The organism is Pseudoalteromonas sp. c7(2019) (genome assembly GCF_011378625.1).
In the GTDB taxonomy this organism is placed as follows: domain Bacteria; phylum Pseudomonadota; class Gammaproteobacteria; order Enterobacterales; family Alteromonadaceae; genus Pseudoalteromonas; species Pseudoalteromonas arctica.
Genome location: NZ_WTKS01000012.1, coordinates 82966 through 98045, shown reverse-complemented (window position 1 = coordinate 98045; position 15080 = coordinate 82966). Strand labels below are relative to the sequence as shown.

Sequence of the window (15080 nt, the reverse complement as noted above, 5' to 3'; positions counted from 1 at the left end):
GTTAGAAACATAAAAGTAGGCATTACAGATCACGATTTTACTAACAATAATAATAAATGAAGGAATGTAGCTAAAAAGAGGAGATTAGTTAGTAAAAAAGTGATCTTGAAGAAGGAATATGATTATTTAAAGAGGAAATAGGCCAGTAAAGATCAGATTTTTACTAACAAAACAATCTGCCAGATCACTATTTAACTAAGTAAATATGCCTGACAGATCATTATTTAACTAACTAATTAAAGGCACTTAATAACTTAGTTAATTGCTCTAAGCGCTTGTCTGTCATTACTTTATTATCAATTTTGATAGAGACATCACCGCTTTTTAAATTGCGTTGAACCGATATAAAGTTATTTTCTAGTACAGCTTCGCGCTTAACAGCTACTTGTGGCTCTGAAGTTAGGCATTTAGTGATCGCCATTGCACGCTTGTCGTCGCTTGTAATCGCATTTAACTCTTCATCACTAGCAAGGGCACTAACAAGTTGATTAAACGCCTCTTCGTCTCGCTCCTTTGCGTTAACAAGCTTTTTAGCGACTTCGCGACCTACGTGATTAGCAGTAGGGTAAAGCGCAATGACATCAGCAGGAATTTGCTCATAAGCTTTAATTGCATCTGCAATTGCAGTATGCGATACACCTTCTACCGCGGCAATCTCTCTGTAAGATCCTTTTTTACCTTGCTCAATAAGTTCATTTTTAGTTTGTTGGTATGCTTGGCCAAGCTCCCATAAACTAGGAGCAATGTATTGATCTGAAGATACCGCTAAAATTTTTGCATCTTGATCAGTAAAATCGCTTGAACTAAGTACTAAATAATCTGCGTTACCTAAAATACAGGCCATACGACGACGTGAACCTGCCAGAACTAAACTTTTGTCACCTTGATCCCAAAGTAGGGCAGGATGTTGATTTCGGCCATCCTCACGAATTGCAGGAAGAATGTCTGATACTGACTTTTCGTTTAGAAGTGCTTGTACACGACGATTTTTGCCATATACACCAGTGGTAGATTCAATATCAGCATGTGCGATCACTTTACAAACAAGCGTAATTTGACGAGCAGGGTCACTCGGTGCAGGCATTCTAATTACATCGCCAGCATTCGCTTGTTCTAGTAATGCATCAAGACTACTGCTGCCTACAGCAGTTGCAAATGGATCTAAGCGGGTGTCATTTTTACGTTTTTTAGCCATTTTTATTTAACATCCTTACTTAGGGGTATTGAGTGTTGATTGAGTTGACTGCCAATTTGAACGAATAAGCATTTCTAGCTCATCGACCACATCTTTAATATTTTCTTGAGCGCGCATTAATGACTCACGACTTGCTAAGCTGTCTGATGCTTTTTGATCAAAAATAGTGTTGAAAGACGATGAACTAGCGGTAATCGCGGAGCTGTGATTGATTGGGTAGCTCATTACTTGGCGACCAAATGCACTACGAACATCTTTAACGATATCGCGCTGTGAGTGATTACCTTTCACATAGTTGGTCACTAAAAATTGCATAAAGTCCCAGCCCTCATGGCCAAGTGCTGCAACTGTATGGTAAATCTCACCTAGTCGTTTTAAATATTTGTTATTAGCATCAAAATCTACAGCTTCCGGATGAACAGGAATAAGCATCGCAGTAGAGGCCATTAATGCATTATAAAACATAAAGTTAAGGGTAGGTGCTGTGTCAATTAAGATAATATCAAACTCGTCTTTAACGGGATCAATTACTTTCTCAAGTAACTTGTGGTAATGGCGAGTTTGCTCATAATTTGAGGTATCTTTGAGCAATGTTGCCGTTTCGTGCTCAAAGTAAAAGTCATCCATACCCGATGGTAATACACGAATATTTGGGATATGCGTTGGTAAAAATGAGTTAGACACAAATTCAGGCCATGTTTCACCCTCGTCTAAATCTATGCAATCACGCATTAAATCACCAACAGTAATCGGATCGTGCTCACTTGAAGGAAAAAAGCTTGAAGAAGAGCCTTGTGGGTCTAAATCTATAATACCAATGCGATAACGTTTAATATTTGTAGTTGCAAGCGCTGCCGCTATATTAACCATACTGGTAGTTTTACCGCAGCCGCCTTTGAGAGAATTAATTACAATAACTTGCAGTTTGTCATCACCAGTACGATGATCTGGTTTAATGTCCATAATATCGGCCATAGCAAAAATATTTACTAATGTGTAAGCATAGTGACCGTTAGCACCGCGTTTTATGTTTAAATCATCGAAGTCGCCATTATCATGACGTCTTTTTAAAGTACGATTATTACAACCTAATAAATCAGCAGCTGCTTTTTGTGTATACGTTCTTAATTCTTTTTCTTCTGATTTAAGATGGGCACGGTAGTGCTGAATACGTCCTTCTAATGATTTTTCAGCAACTTCAGCTGTGGCTTTCAAAAGCCGATAGGTACTTAATGCGTTATTGTTGATAGACATACTTTCTTCCTCAAAGTTAGGCAGTTAGTATAATGTCCATTCAAATAGCTGTAAACAACTATTTAAGACGACATGCATTTTAAAAACAAGACATCTAAAAATATTTTTACACCTTTAATATTGCTTAGTATAAATAAAGAAGTTTAAAGGTGGTTAAATATATAGGTAATAAAGGTTAAGGGTGTAAAAAAAGCACATAACATTATGATTTATATGAATAATATTTAAAAAAGCAGATCAGGTTTATACTTGGTTAAGATCAGATCTTTATCTACCTGCGGATCAGCTTTTTACTAAGGTCTATTTTAAATATAGAGTTATGCACAGGTTACGCATGAAGTTATGAACAAAAAGAGCCCTGCAGATCAGTTTTTTACTAAGTAAATTATAAAGTTATGCACTAGTCGCAACATCAAAATACGCTTTTAATTAGTATAGATCTGATCTGTACTTGGTACAGATCAGATCTATTCTAACTCGATAAGGCTTTATCCACAGGGGAATATATTTTTTGGTGTATTTGTCGTGCTTAATTTTAAAATTAAGCCATTGTAATGGACAAAATAACAGCTGAGTTAGTAAAAATTAGATTTGTGATAGTCCACTTAGTATAAATATGATCTGAAATCGTAAGTAATGTACATCACTTAGTATAATAGTGATCCAAACGTTTTATTTAAAGTCAGATCACTTTTATACTAACTTAAACATTTAACTTTTGTTGCTTAATGTGTTGTTATTAGCTGTCGCAATAAAAATGGAAATAAGAACAATGAGCCGAAAGGTCAACATCTCGGTAGATAACTTGCCCGATACACTTAGGGGCCAAATCCACGGGGTGGAAAGTGCAATAGATAACGAAAGTTTAGCACTATTTACAGACAACAAAGACGTGCGAATTTCTATTGAAAACGCAGCACATGGATTACGTGCATATTCAAACACGTTTAATCACTATGATTTGTGGGGACGCTTTGTTCGCTCGGGCTATAAAAAATTGCCACTTGAAGAAGCGCCTAAAAAAACAATTATTACGCGTAAAATATCTGAAAAAGTAGATGGTATTTTGTACGATGGCGAAATAAAAATAACGCCAGCTGTTGTAAGTACACGCAAAGATGGCGAAGATGTTGAATACCTTGTTTGGCCATCAGATAGAGAAGAAAAAGTAGAGCGAGCACTTATTCGTTTAGCTTCTAAAGGCAAAATAGTTAAAATTAATTTTAAATCCGGTATTCAATACGCGGTTGTTTTTTCTATGAACGAATTAGCACAAGAACTCAAAGCGGTAGGGCAGTCAATGCCATATCCTGCAATAAAAGAGTCACTTGAAGCATTGCAAGGTTCTAAACTTTCATTTAAATATTCGGCAACAGATACTAAAAATTCTGATATAGATGATTCGTTTTACGAGTCAAACATGAACTTTTTATCGTCACTGCATTTTAGTGGCAAAAAAGGTCAGGGTGGCAATGTAAAATGTGTTGCCTGTTTAAATGCATTTGTTCATAACATGATTGATAACCTTGAATACAAAGGGTATTACTTTAATAGCGCTCAAGAATTAAAACGTGGATTATCGCGTTGGATGATGCTTCGTTTGTATCACCTTTGGCGTTATGCAGCACCAGGTAAAACGTACCATTTTAGATTACTTTCTATTATGGAAAAATACGGATCTATTTATTCAACTGATGATATTACCGAAAATAAATTAAAAGCACTTCGTCGTGATATGACCACCACAATGAAAGATTTGATTGAAAAAGGTGCAATATCAGAATACAGCATTACAAATGTTAAAGATGACAAAACCGGTAACATTATCGATTACACATACGAAATGCACCCGTCTGATCAGTTTTGCGATGAAATACTTACATTGAACAAACACAATAAACGCATTGAAATCCAAGGCGGTAAACGCATTGTTGAAAATGCCGTACTGATTGATGAAGATAAAATTGAAGAAATAGTAGAAAAATAATAACCGTTATTTTAAATACTGTACGGATAACTAAAAAGGCCACACTATGTGGCCTTTTTAACATAATGACTACCGCTCAACCTGTTCTAAATATAACCTATCAACCAAAAAATCATACTCGCGCTTACGAGGGTGAGTTTCGGGTTTTTGATAATCAGGTAATATACCTAATTTTACGTCTGGTTCTGGATTAATTAGAATAAAGGGTAATGCAGCACTCACATGATAGCGATTTTGCGCCGTATATCTCACATTGACCTGTGGACTCACTCGAGTAGGGCGGCGAATTCTAAGTTTTTCCTTTTCGCCTAAACTAGCAACCCGTAATTGTTCTTGAGCTACAAGTGATTGCCATTTTTTTTGATCTATCATTCTTGGATTTCGATAACTGGCCGATTTGTCGAGCATTTCGAGAGCCATTTTTTTAGTCAGCGTTTTAGTTGCGTGTTTGTGCATCCAAGTAAACCTAACCGAAAATGGCGATTCGCTTTCACTATGAATTTTACGATATGCAGCAAGCGTTATTAAATTTGGTATAGCATTGTGAACTGCTTCAAATCGAGCATCGTTGCTATCAATAGCTAAAATACATTCTTTAAACGTAGTTTTAGCTTTATTTACTTGAGCTATACGATTATTTAAAGCTTGTTTATCTGCATTTTTAATGACGAGCAAACCAGGGTGTCTTTTTAAAACACGACTGCTTAATCCTGATTTTTTATACATGTCTGAAAAAGAGTTTAGGATTGCTTTTTGAGCAGGTACTCCAGTGATTTTAGAAACAAGTATAGATTCTGGAACTTTACTCTCATCGAGACTACTTACATCTGGTAATTGATAATATTCCGCTTTGGAGAATTCACACTCTTTTAGTTCTTCAATCAACCTCAAAGTTAATTCGTTCATTAAATCAAACTGACTTCTAATTTGTACCTTAGTTACCATTACACACCTCAAAGAACACATCTTACTAGCCTTATATTATTACATGCACTTTGCTTTGTCTAAATAAATAACAAATAGTACTCGGTGCTTATAGTAATATTATACTTAAATTAAGTATGATGTGTTCTTTGTAGTGGGGATATATAAATGAAGAAAGATTGAAACTCCTTACTAATTCATATGACATTGGAGTTTTTACTTTGTCGTATATAAAAAGGCTAATACGCCAAGTGCTAGATTATCTACGTAGTAGGTGGTAAAACTAAGTTTAGAAAAATGAGTTAAGCGGAGTTATATAATTTTCATATATTTATCTAACCGTCTTAGCATTCATTATTATTTATAATTACTGACTAATATTACACCGTGTTGGGAGTACGGTGATCAGCCTAAAGGTTACAATGACTACAAATGCTTTTTGATATCAGTTCCCCTTTAAAGGTACTTCTAGCAGTAGGGGCTTTAATCATGATTAATTGTAAATTAGCACTATCACTTTGAAGAGAAAACTTAATGGCCTACCACGCCTTTAAGTTGTGGCACTTGTGAATATAGTCCTGCATACGAGTGCTATCCTAGACTATGCGTCTAGGATTTAAAGCGCAGATAAATGATTACCACAAACGCTCTTATCATACATTAAGGTCTGCACATAGCATTTGATAGCTTTTAATTAATTACCCGCGTAAAGTTAAGGTTACAGAAGCTGCCGTTTAAGTATGATGTGTTCCTATCTAAATTACGTATAACATACCCTTATGTACTATTTATTCTCAATGCGTTAAAATTGTAAATAGTTAGCTCTAAACTCATGTATTTAAACACTTTAGTTTCTTCGAAATAAAACTAAAGTGTATGTTATATAACCATCTAGGTTAAGTAAGATTACTATTATACTTAACTCATAACTAAATAATTGGAAAATAGTGAATTTAGTCCTTGAACATAGGGGCCTGCATACGTTAATTTCTTCTTATCAGGTAATGTAGGAATGAGGAAAAATTATGCAATCGTGGAACCCAAATAGCTGGAGAGAGCTGCCAATACTGCAGCAGCCACAGTACCCGGATCAAGAAATACTTAAATCAGTAGAAAGCCAATTAAAAACGGCACCACCTTTAGTTTTTGCTGAAGAAACAAGAAGCCTATTCAAACAACTTGAAGATGTGTGCGAAGGGCGTGCTTTTTTACTTCAAGGTGGTGACTGTGCAGAATCATTTAGCGATTTTAATGCCGCTAACATTCGCGATACATTCAAAACAATCTTACAGATGGCTGTTGTTTTAACTTACGGCGGTAAATGCCCTGTAGTTAAAATAGCGCGCATGGCTGGTCAATACGCTAAACCTCGTTCAGCAGACTTAGAAACAATTAATGGCGTGTCTTTACCATCTTACCGTGGCGACATTATTAATAATATCGAGTTTACAGAAGAAGCACGTATACCCGATCCACAACGCTTAATGACTGCATACCATCATAGTGCCGCTACGTTAAACTTATTACGTGCTTTTGCACAAGGTGGCCTTGCCGATCTTCACCAGGTAAACCGTTGGAACATGGGCTTTGTTGCTGCAAATCCACTTAAAGAAAAATACCAACAACTTGCTGATAAAATTCAAGACGCACTAGAGTTTATGGAAGTGTGCGGAATTAACTCTACAATTGCGCCAAGCTTAAAGGAAACCGATTTATACACTTCTCACGAAGCGTTACTACTTGGTTACGAAGAGGCGCTTACTCGTCGCGACCACTTATCTGGTGATTGGTACGATTGTTCTGCTCACTTTGTTTGGATTGGTGAACGTACTCGTCAACTAGACCATGCACATATTGAATTTTTTAAAGGCATTAAAAACCCAATTGGTGTTAAAGTTGGCCCAGGTATGGACCCAGATGACCTAATTCGTTTAATTGATGCATTAAACCCAGATAACATTCCTGGTCGTTTAACGCTAATTACGCGTATGGGTGCAGATATACTTCCTGAAAAACTTCCAGCACTAGTAAGAAGAGTTCAACAAGAAGGCCGTAAAGTAATTTGGAGCTCAGATCCAATGCACGGTAACACTGAAAAAGCGACATCAGGTTACAAAACACGTAACTTCGACAATATTATGCGCGAGATCAGTCAGTTCTTCGCTGTACACAAAGCTGAAGGTTCATACGCAGGTGGTGTTCACCTAGAAATGACAGGCCAGCACGTTACAGAGTGTACTGGCGGTGCTTACGGTTTATCTGACGATGACCTAGCACAGCGTTACAAAACGCAGTGTGATCCACGCCTTAATGCCGACCAAGTATTAGAGTTAGGCTTTTTAGTAGCTGATTTACTAAAAGACGCACGTAAATAATATTTATTGATACAAAAAAACCGCTTAGTTGCGGTTTTTTTATTTCTTTGATGAGTAAGTTAGTACTTACGTCGCTCCAAGTCTGTTTCTATCAATATTTTTGCAGATATTTCTTCAACAGAATGATGCGTAGAATTAAAGTAAGCAATTTTATGACGCTTATACAACATTTCCACTTCGCGGACCTCAATACGACACTGTTTAATTGAAGCATACTTAGAGTTCGCCATACGTCGATGCCTTATAGCCGCAAGCCTCTCAGGGTCAATCGTCAGTCCAAATAACTTATGTTTATAAGGGACTAAACATTTAGGCAAACCTTCATTATCTAAATCTTCTTCTGTAATAGGATAGTTAGCTGCTTTAATGCCGTACTGCAGTGCTAAGTATAAGCTTGTCGGTGTTTTACCACTTCTGCTAACACCAATTAAAATGATGTCTGCTTCAGAAAAGTTTTTAATATTTCCGCCATCATCATTCATAAGTGCATAGTTAACCGCATCAATTCTAAAATCATAACTTTTTTCGTGGATAGAATGCGTACGATGCATTTTAGGAACTGGGGCTACATTGAGTTCTTTTTCTATTTTTTCGCTATATGTAGTTAAAAAGTCATACGTGACTGCATCAGCCGATTTTATAATTTCACTTAAATTGTGGTTAACAAAAGTAAAAAAAACAAATGGCTTTTCGCCTGTTTTTGCAGCGGTTGCATTAATTAATGCTTTAATTTCGTGCGCTTTCTCTTCAGTTTCTACAAATGGAATTGTTTTATGATTAAAATCGATAGGAAACAACGACAAAGTCGCATGCCCAAATACCTCTGAAGTAATAGCGGTTCCATCTGATATATAAAAAGCAGTTCTCATAATTAACCTTTTTATTGCGTTTAAATCCCTAAAATGGGTTTCTCACGGTTTACGTGAGGACTATTGCCAGTGTAGAATGATGATGACCTTTATAAAAGGTTTTCTTTCTTAACTCTCACAGTTAGACCTACAATTTGTTTTTTTTGGAGAAAGATCCGTGCAAGAATACGTTCTCTGGTATCAAGAGCTTGGTATGCAAGATGTTCCTCGAGTTGGCGGTAAAAACGCTTCACTTGGTGAAATGATTTCAAACCTAGCAAACGCTGGTGTACAAGTACCGGGTGGTTTCGCAACTACCGCAGATGCTTTTAATGAGTTTTTAGATCAATCAGGACTCACAGCAAAAATTCACAACATTCTAGATACACTCGATGTTGATGATGTAAATACACTCGCTAAAGTCGGTGCCGACATCCGCCAATGGATAATCGACACACCATTCCAACCAAACCTAGATCAAGCCATTCGCGACGCATATAGCCAACTCCATGGCGATACTGCAGCAGATGTATCATTCGCAGTACGTTCATCAGCTACTGCTGAAGATATGCCAGATGCATCATTCGCAGGCCAGCAAGAAACTTTCCTTAACGTTGTTGGTATCGATTCAGTCATGGTCGCTATTAAACACGTATTTGCTTCATTATTTAACGACCGTGCAATCTCATATCGTGTTCACCAAGGTTACGATCACCGTGGTGTGGCCCTATCAGCGGGTATTCAGCGCATGGTACGTTCAGATAAGTCAGCATCTGGCGTAATGTTTAGCATTGATACAGAGTCTGGTTTTGAAGACGTTGTATTTATTACATCAAGCTACGGCTTAGGTGAAATGGTTGTACAGGGCGCAGTTAACCCTGATGAGTTTTATGTTCATAAACCAACACTCCTTAAAAATAAACCTTCAGTAGTACGTCGTAACATTGGCTCTAAAGCCATTCAAATGATTTACTCAGAAGATAAAGCACACGGTAAGCAAGTAGACATCGTTGATGTTGCCCCTGAGCTTTCAAATAAATTTTCGATTACAGATGAAGAAGTGCAAGAACTTGCCAAGCAAGCTGTAATCATCGAAAAACATTACGGTCGTCCTATGGACATCGAATGGGCAAAAGACGGTAACGACGGCAAACTATATATAGTTCAAGCACGTCCAGAAACTGTACGCTCAAACGAAGACTCTAACGTAATGGAACGCTTTCAATTAAATGGTACAAGCAACGTTGTTGTTGAAGGCCGTGCAATTGGTCATAAAATTGGTAGCGGTGTTGTTCGTGTTCTTGATTCAATCAAAGAAATGGATCAGGTACAAGTAGGCGATATTTTAGTTACCGATATGACCGACCCTGATTGGGAACCAATCATGAAACGTGCAGCAGCGATTGTTACAAATCGTGGTGGACGTACGTGTCACGCGGCAATCATTGCACGCGAACTTGGTATTCCGGCAGTGGTAGGGTGTGGCAACGCAACTGATTTAATTAAAGCGGGCCAAGAAGTAACAGTATCGTGCGCCGAAGGCGATACCGGCTTTATTTACGAAGGTATTTTAGATTTTGAAATACTAACGTCACGCGTTGATAAAATGCCAGAACTACCAATGAAAGTTATGATGAACGTGGGTAACCCCGATCGTGCATTTGACTTTGCACGCTTACCGCATGCAGGTGTTGGCCTTGCGCGAGTTGAATTTATTATCAACCGTATGATTGGCGTTCATCCTAAAGCGTTATTAAATTTTGATGCTCAAACAGATGTATTAAAAGCAGAAATTACTGACATGATTGCCGGTTACGAATCACCAGTAGAGTTTTACATAACAAAACTGGTTGAAGGTATTTCTACTCTAGGGTGTGCATTTGCACCAGAGCGTGTAATTGTTCGTATGTCTGATTTTAAATCTAACGAATACGCAAACCTAGTTGGCGGTCAGCAATACGAGCCAGAAGAAGAAAACCCAATGATTGGTTTTCGTGGTGCCGCACGTTATATCTCTGAAGACTTCCGCGATTGTTTTGCATTAGAATGTGAAGCTATAAAACGCGTAAGAAATGACATGGATATGGCTAACATAGAAATCATGATCCCATTCGTACGTACCCTTGAAGAAGGCAAACGCGTAATTGAATTACTAGAAGAACATGGCCTTAAACGCGGCGATAATGGTCTTAAAGTAATCATGATGTGTGAGCTACCTTCAAATGCATTACTTGCAGATGAATTTTTAGAAATGTTTGATGGTTTTTCTATCGGCTCTAACGATTTAACACAGTTAACGCTTGGTCTTGACCGTGATTCTGGTTTAATCGCACATTTATTTGATGAGCGTGACCCTGCAATTAAAAAGCTACTTTCTATGGCAATTAAAACAGCTAAAGCAAAAGGAAAGTACGTAGGTATTTGTGGCCAAGGGCCTTCAGATCACGAAGACTTTGCAGCATGGTTAGTAGAGCAGGGTATTGACTCTGTTTCACTAAATCCAGATACAGTAATAGAAACATGGTTATACCTAGCTAAAAAATTAGCAAAGTGATAAATATGTAGGCTATAAAAATGCCAGCAATGTATTGCTGGCATTTTTTTATGCTCAATTAAAAGTAAATTAACGGGCTAATTTTTTATCTAAATAAGCACATGATTTAGTTAACGTCTTTTGACAAAGTGATAAATAATGTCGCGCTTTAGGGTAGTAAAACGAAAAACACAATAAACCCGCCATAAAAAATATAAGTGAAGGCTAAGGGCGTGTTGATCTTTGTGGATTGAAATTTGTTCAATCTAGGGGCGATTAAATCGCGGCGCGAGGTTTGTAACCTAGTGGGCTAAGTAAAAACCGAGCAAAGCTTCCGCGTCCTGCTCACGCCCCTTACCTACATCCATGTAGGCAACAAAGAGTTAATCGTCCCTAGAAAGAACCCATTGGGCAGCGCATGTTTGGTATTTATGCTGCGTTATCGCCTATTTATGGGGAGTAACCACACTACATAGGCTCTGCCTTGCCTAAAAACCAAACATACTGCTGCAAATTCAACAACGAAAGGTCAACACGCCCTAGGTACAACCGCAAAAAATAATCCTAGCAAAATAAATAACACGCCACTGATCTGTAATAGTAATTTTTTCATATAACACACCTCATTACTTGTTAACTTGAGTATAATTTAAGCTGCATTAAAATCGACTAAAAGAGTGTTACAAACTGTAAAATCTTCAATTTCTATTCGCCATCACCATGATATAATTAGTCAAATGCCCTAAAATATCGCCGTCATGATAGCAACAATTACACAGCAAGATGCCGCGACAGAACTTGTCGCAAACTACCTAAATACCATTGCAAACCAAGGTTTTACCGGAGATACCGACGCAAGTTATGCAACGCGTATTACCGCTTCAACCGATAACAGTGTGTATCAGCAAATACCGCAAGGTGTTATTTTTCCAAAAAGTGAAAAAGATATTCAGCTCGCATTGCAAACAGCATCTCGCGACCCGTTTTTATCATTAACTTTTGGTCCTCGTGGCGGTGGAACAGGCACTAACGGACAATCGTTAACACCTGGTATTGTTGTAGATTTGTCTCGCTATATGCGCGAAATCCTCGAAATAAATGTAGAAGAAGGCTGGGTACGCGTTCAAACCGGCGTAATAAAAGATCAACTTAATGACTTTTTAAAACCTTATGGCTTTTTCTTCTCACCCGATTTATCTACCAGTAACAGGGCAACTATTGGTGGCATGATAAGTACTGACGCATCGGGGCAAGGCTCGTTAGTTTACGGTAAAACGAGCGATCATGTTTTAGGGCTAACAACTTATTTAGTTGATGGCACACCTATGTGCACCTCCCCAATAGACATCGACAAAGCACAAATTATAGCGAATCAAGACTCACTAATTGGTAGTTTATATAAAACAGTTTTAGATATATCAGTTAATGAACGCGCTGCTATTTTAGCTAAGTTTCCACGGTTAAATCGTTTTTTAACCGGCTACGACCTAGAGCATGTACTAAGTGATGACTTACTTACCTTTGACATGAGCCGACTAATAACGGGTTCAGAAGGCTCATTAGGTATAGTAACTGAAGCAAAATTAAACCTAACGCATATTGCCGAATTCAAAACGCTTATTAATATTAAGTATGATAGTTTTGACTCAGCACTTCGTCATTCACCATTTTTAGTCGATGCACGTGCAACATCGGTAGAAACCGTTGATAGCAAAGTTTTAAACTTAGCGCGTGAAGATATCATTTGGAATTTAGTATCGGACTTAATAACCGACGTACCAAATAAAGATATGCAAGGCCTTAACATGGTCGAGTTTAATGCAGTATCAAACGATGATATAAAAGACAAAGTAGACACGCTTTGTAAGCTTCTAGATGAATGCGTAAAAAATCAAACTAATGGCGTTATTGGTTATCAGTTAACCAGTGATAAAAGCGATATACTAAAAATTTACGCAATGCGTAAAAAGTCAGTGGGTTTATTAGGTAATGTAAAAGGCAGCCAAAAACCTCTCGCCTTTGCAGAAGACACCGCTGTACCGCCTGAAAATTTAGCAGATTATATTGTCGAATTTAGAGCATTACTCGACAGTCATAATTTACAGTATGGTATGTTTGGCCATGTTGATGCGGGCGTTTTACACGTACGCCCAGCACTTGATATGTGTGACCCAGAACAAGAAAAACTACTTAGAACTATTTCAGATCAGGTCGTAAAACTAACCGCTAAGTACGGCGGTTTAATGTGGGGCGAGCACGGTAAAGGTTACCGTAGTGAATATAGCCCTGAGTTTTTTGGTGAGCATTTATATACGCAACTTCGAAAAATAAAAACAGCTTTCGATCCTAACAATCGCATTAACCCCGGTAAAATATGTACTCCTATCGATAGTGAAGACTCACTAGTTAGTGTAGATGGACAAAAGAGATCGCACTTCGATAAGCAAATATCAATAGAAGTTAAAACCAGTTTTAACAATGCAATGACCTGTAATGGTAATGGCATATGCTTTAATTACGATGAAAATTCACCTATGTGTCCATCGTATAAAGTAACTGGCGATCGCCGTAATTCACCAAAAGGACGCGCAAGTTTAATGCGCGAATGGCTTCGTCTACAAGAGTCAAAAAATGTAGATTTGCTCGAAGTAGAAAAACAACTTAACAAAGGTGAAGTCATTACCTGGTGGGAACGTTTTGTTCATAGCCGCGAAAAACGAAAAGGTATTTACGACTTTTCTCACGAAGTAAAGGCGTCAATGGATGAATGTTTAGCGTGTAAGGCATGTACAACTGCATGCCCAATTAAAGTAGATGTACCCACTTTTCGTTCGCGCTTTTTAAATTATTATCATAGTTATTATGCACGCCCGCTAAAAGATTACCTTGTTGGTAACATAGAAAATAGCGCGCCATTAATGGCAAAGTTCGCTAAAGTTATAAATCCAATTGTTAAAACATCATTAGTTAGTAATGTTATTAAAAAAACGGTTGGCTATGTTGATACACCACAGTTAAGTATTCCTGCACTTTCAAAGCGTGTTACTAAAATACAAAAATTCGATTTTGACTTATTAAATAAATTAAATGCAGAGCAACAAAGTGAATATGTATTAATAGTACAAGACCCATTTACGAGCTTTTACGAAGCCGAATTAGTAGAAAGTTTTATTACTTTAATAACCCAACTTGGCAAAAAACCAATGCTATTACCTTTTAAACCAAATGGTAAACCGCAACACGTAAAAGGTTTTTTGCATGAATTTAAAGTTACAGCTAAAAATGCAGCCGAGTTTTTAAATAAATTAAATGATATTAATGCACCGTTAGTCGGTTTAGATGCGTCACTCGTTATGTGTTATCGCGATGAATATAATACAATTTTAGAAAATAACCGTGGCGAATTTAATGTGCAGCTTGCTCATGAATGGCTAGAAACACAATCGTTTAAATCACTAAGCGCAAAGCAAAATACCGATACCGAATTTACATTACTGAGTCATTGTACTGAAACAACTGCGCTGCCAAAAGCAGCAAATGTATGGCAAACAATTTTCAATGATATTGGTTTAACATTAAAAACAACAAATACAGGTTGTTGTGGAATGGCGGGAACTTATGGCCACGAAGCACAAAATCAAGATAACTCACGTGCGCTTTACGAAATGAGCTGGAAACCAATTGTAGATAAAAATAAACCTGAGCAACTTTTATCTACGGGATTTTCTTGTCGTAGCCAAGTTAAACGTTTTGAAAAGTTTAAACCAAAACACCCAATTGAATTACTAGCACAGGTTCTTAAATAACTTTATAAAATAAGAGTGCTTAAATAAGATCACTTATATAAGAGTACTTAAATATTTTTATCTAAATACAAATTAGTAAATTATTTATTAAATAAAAAAAGGCGCAACGATTAACTTCATCAGTGATGAAAATAACCGTTACGCCTTTTTTAATACGT

General features: G+C 37.3%; 8 protein-coding genes. 4 read left to right on the top strand and 4 right to left on the bottom strand.

Annotated elements, in window-relative coordinates:
- Positions 1-232: 232 nt before the first annotated feature.
- Positions 233-1195 carry a transcriptional regulator gene (locus GQR38_RS14185; RefSeq protein ID WP_165722004.1) on the bottom strand — a complete coding sequence of 321 codons (963 nt, stop codon included), beginning with the start codon at positions 1193-1195 and terminating at the stop codon, positions 233-235.
- 15 nt (positions 1196-1210) lie between these two features.
- Positions 1211-2449, bottom strand: coding sequence for an AAA family ATPase (locus tag GQR38_RS14180; protein ID WP_007583176.1), 1239 nt, complete (start codon positions 2447-2449; stop codon positions 1211-1213).
- A 772-nt stretch (positions 2450-3221) separates the two neighbouring features.
- Between GQR38_RS14180 and GQR38_RS14175 the strand changes: the two genes are divergently transcribed.
- On the top strand, positions 3222-4436 hold the full coding sequence (locus GQR38_RS14175; protein WP_024591590.1) for a hypothetical protein: 1215 nt from the start codon (positions 3222-3224) through the stop codon (positions 4434-4436).
- 69 nt (positions 4437-4505) lie between these two features.
- On the opposite strand, the gene GQR38_RS14170 is transcribed toward GQR38_RS14175, so the two are convergent.
- Complete coding sequence (locus GQR38_RS14170) at positions 4506-5381, bottom strand: DNA replication terminus site-binding protein (RefSeq protein ID WP_165722005.1); 876 nt, start codon at positions 5379-5381, stop codon at positions 4506-4508.
- Positions 5382-6385: 1004 nt separating this feature from the next.
- On the opposite strand from GQR38_RS14170, the gene GQR38_RS14165 reads away from it, so the two are divergent.
- A complete protein-coding gene (locus GQR38_RS14165) occupies positions 6386-7735 on the top strand; it encodes a 3-deoxy-7-phosphoheptulonate synthase class II (RefSeq protein WP_008167282.1) in 1350 nt (449 codons plus the stop codon).
- A 59-nt stretch (positions 7736-7794) separates the two neighbouring features.
- On the opposite strand, the gene GQR38_RS14160 is transcribed toward GQR38_RS14165, so the two are convergent.
- Positions 7795-8604: a pyruvate, water dikinase regulatory protein gene (locus GQR38_RS14160; RefSeq protein ID WP_007583184.1), complete on the bottom strand. Its 810-nt coding sequence runs from the start codon at positions 8602-8604 to the stop codon at positions 7795-7797.
- Between the two features lie 157 nt (positions 8605-8761).
- Here GQR38_RS14160 and ppsA point away from each other — a divergent pair, with 157 nt between their 5' ends.
- Positions 8762-11137, top strand: coding sequence for a phosphoenolpyruvate synthase (gene ppsA, locus GQR38_RS14155; protein ID WP_165722006.1), 2376 nt, complete (start codon positions 8762-8764; stop codon positions 11135-11137).
- A 737-nt stretch (positions 11138-11874) separates the two neighbouring features.
- Positions 11875-14922: an FAD-binding and (Fe-S)-binding domain-containing protein gene (locus tag GQR38_RS14150; protein ID WP_165722007.1), complete on the top strand. Its 3048-nt coding sequence runs from the start codon at positions 11875-11877 to the stop codon at positions 14920-14922.
- The last annotated feature ends 158 nt before the right edge of the window (positions 14923-15080 follow it).

Excerpts from the sequence above, each read along its gene's own strand:
- GQR38_RS14160 (WP_007583184.1), bottom strand. The coding sequence starts at position 8,604 with ATGAGAACTGCTTTTTATATATCAGATGGAACCGCTATTACTTCAGAG.
- GQR38_RS14150 (WP_165722007.1), top strand. The coding sequence starts at position 11,875 with ATGATAGCAACAATTACACAGCAAGATGCCGCGACAGAACTTGTCGCA.
- GQR38_RS14170 (WP_165722005.1), bottom strand. The coding sequence starts at position 5,381 with ATGGTAACTAAGGTACAAATTAGAAGTCAGTTTGATTTAATGAACGAA.
- GQR38_RS14185 (WP_165722004.1), bottom strand. The coding sequence starts at position 1,195 with ATGGCTAAAAAACGTAAAAATGACACCCGCTTAGATCCATTTGCAACT.
- GQR38_RS14180 (WP_007583176.1), bottom strand. The coding sequence starts at position 2,449 with ATGTCTATCAACAATAACGCATTAAGTACCTATCGGCTTTTGAAAGCC.
- GQR38_RS14175 (WP_024591590.1), top strand. The coding sequence starts at position 3,222 with ATGAGCCGAAAGGTCAACATCTCGGTAGATAACTTGCCCGATACACTT.
- GQR38_RS14165 (WP_008167282.1), top strand. The coding sequence starts at position 6,386 with ATGCAATCGTGGAACCCAAATAGCTGGAGAGAGCTGCCAATACTGCAG.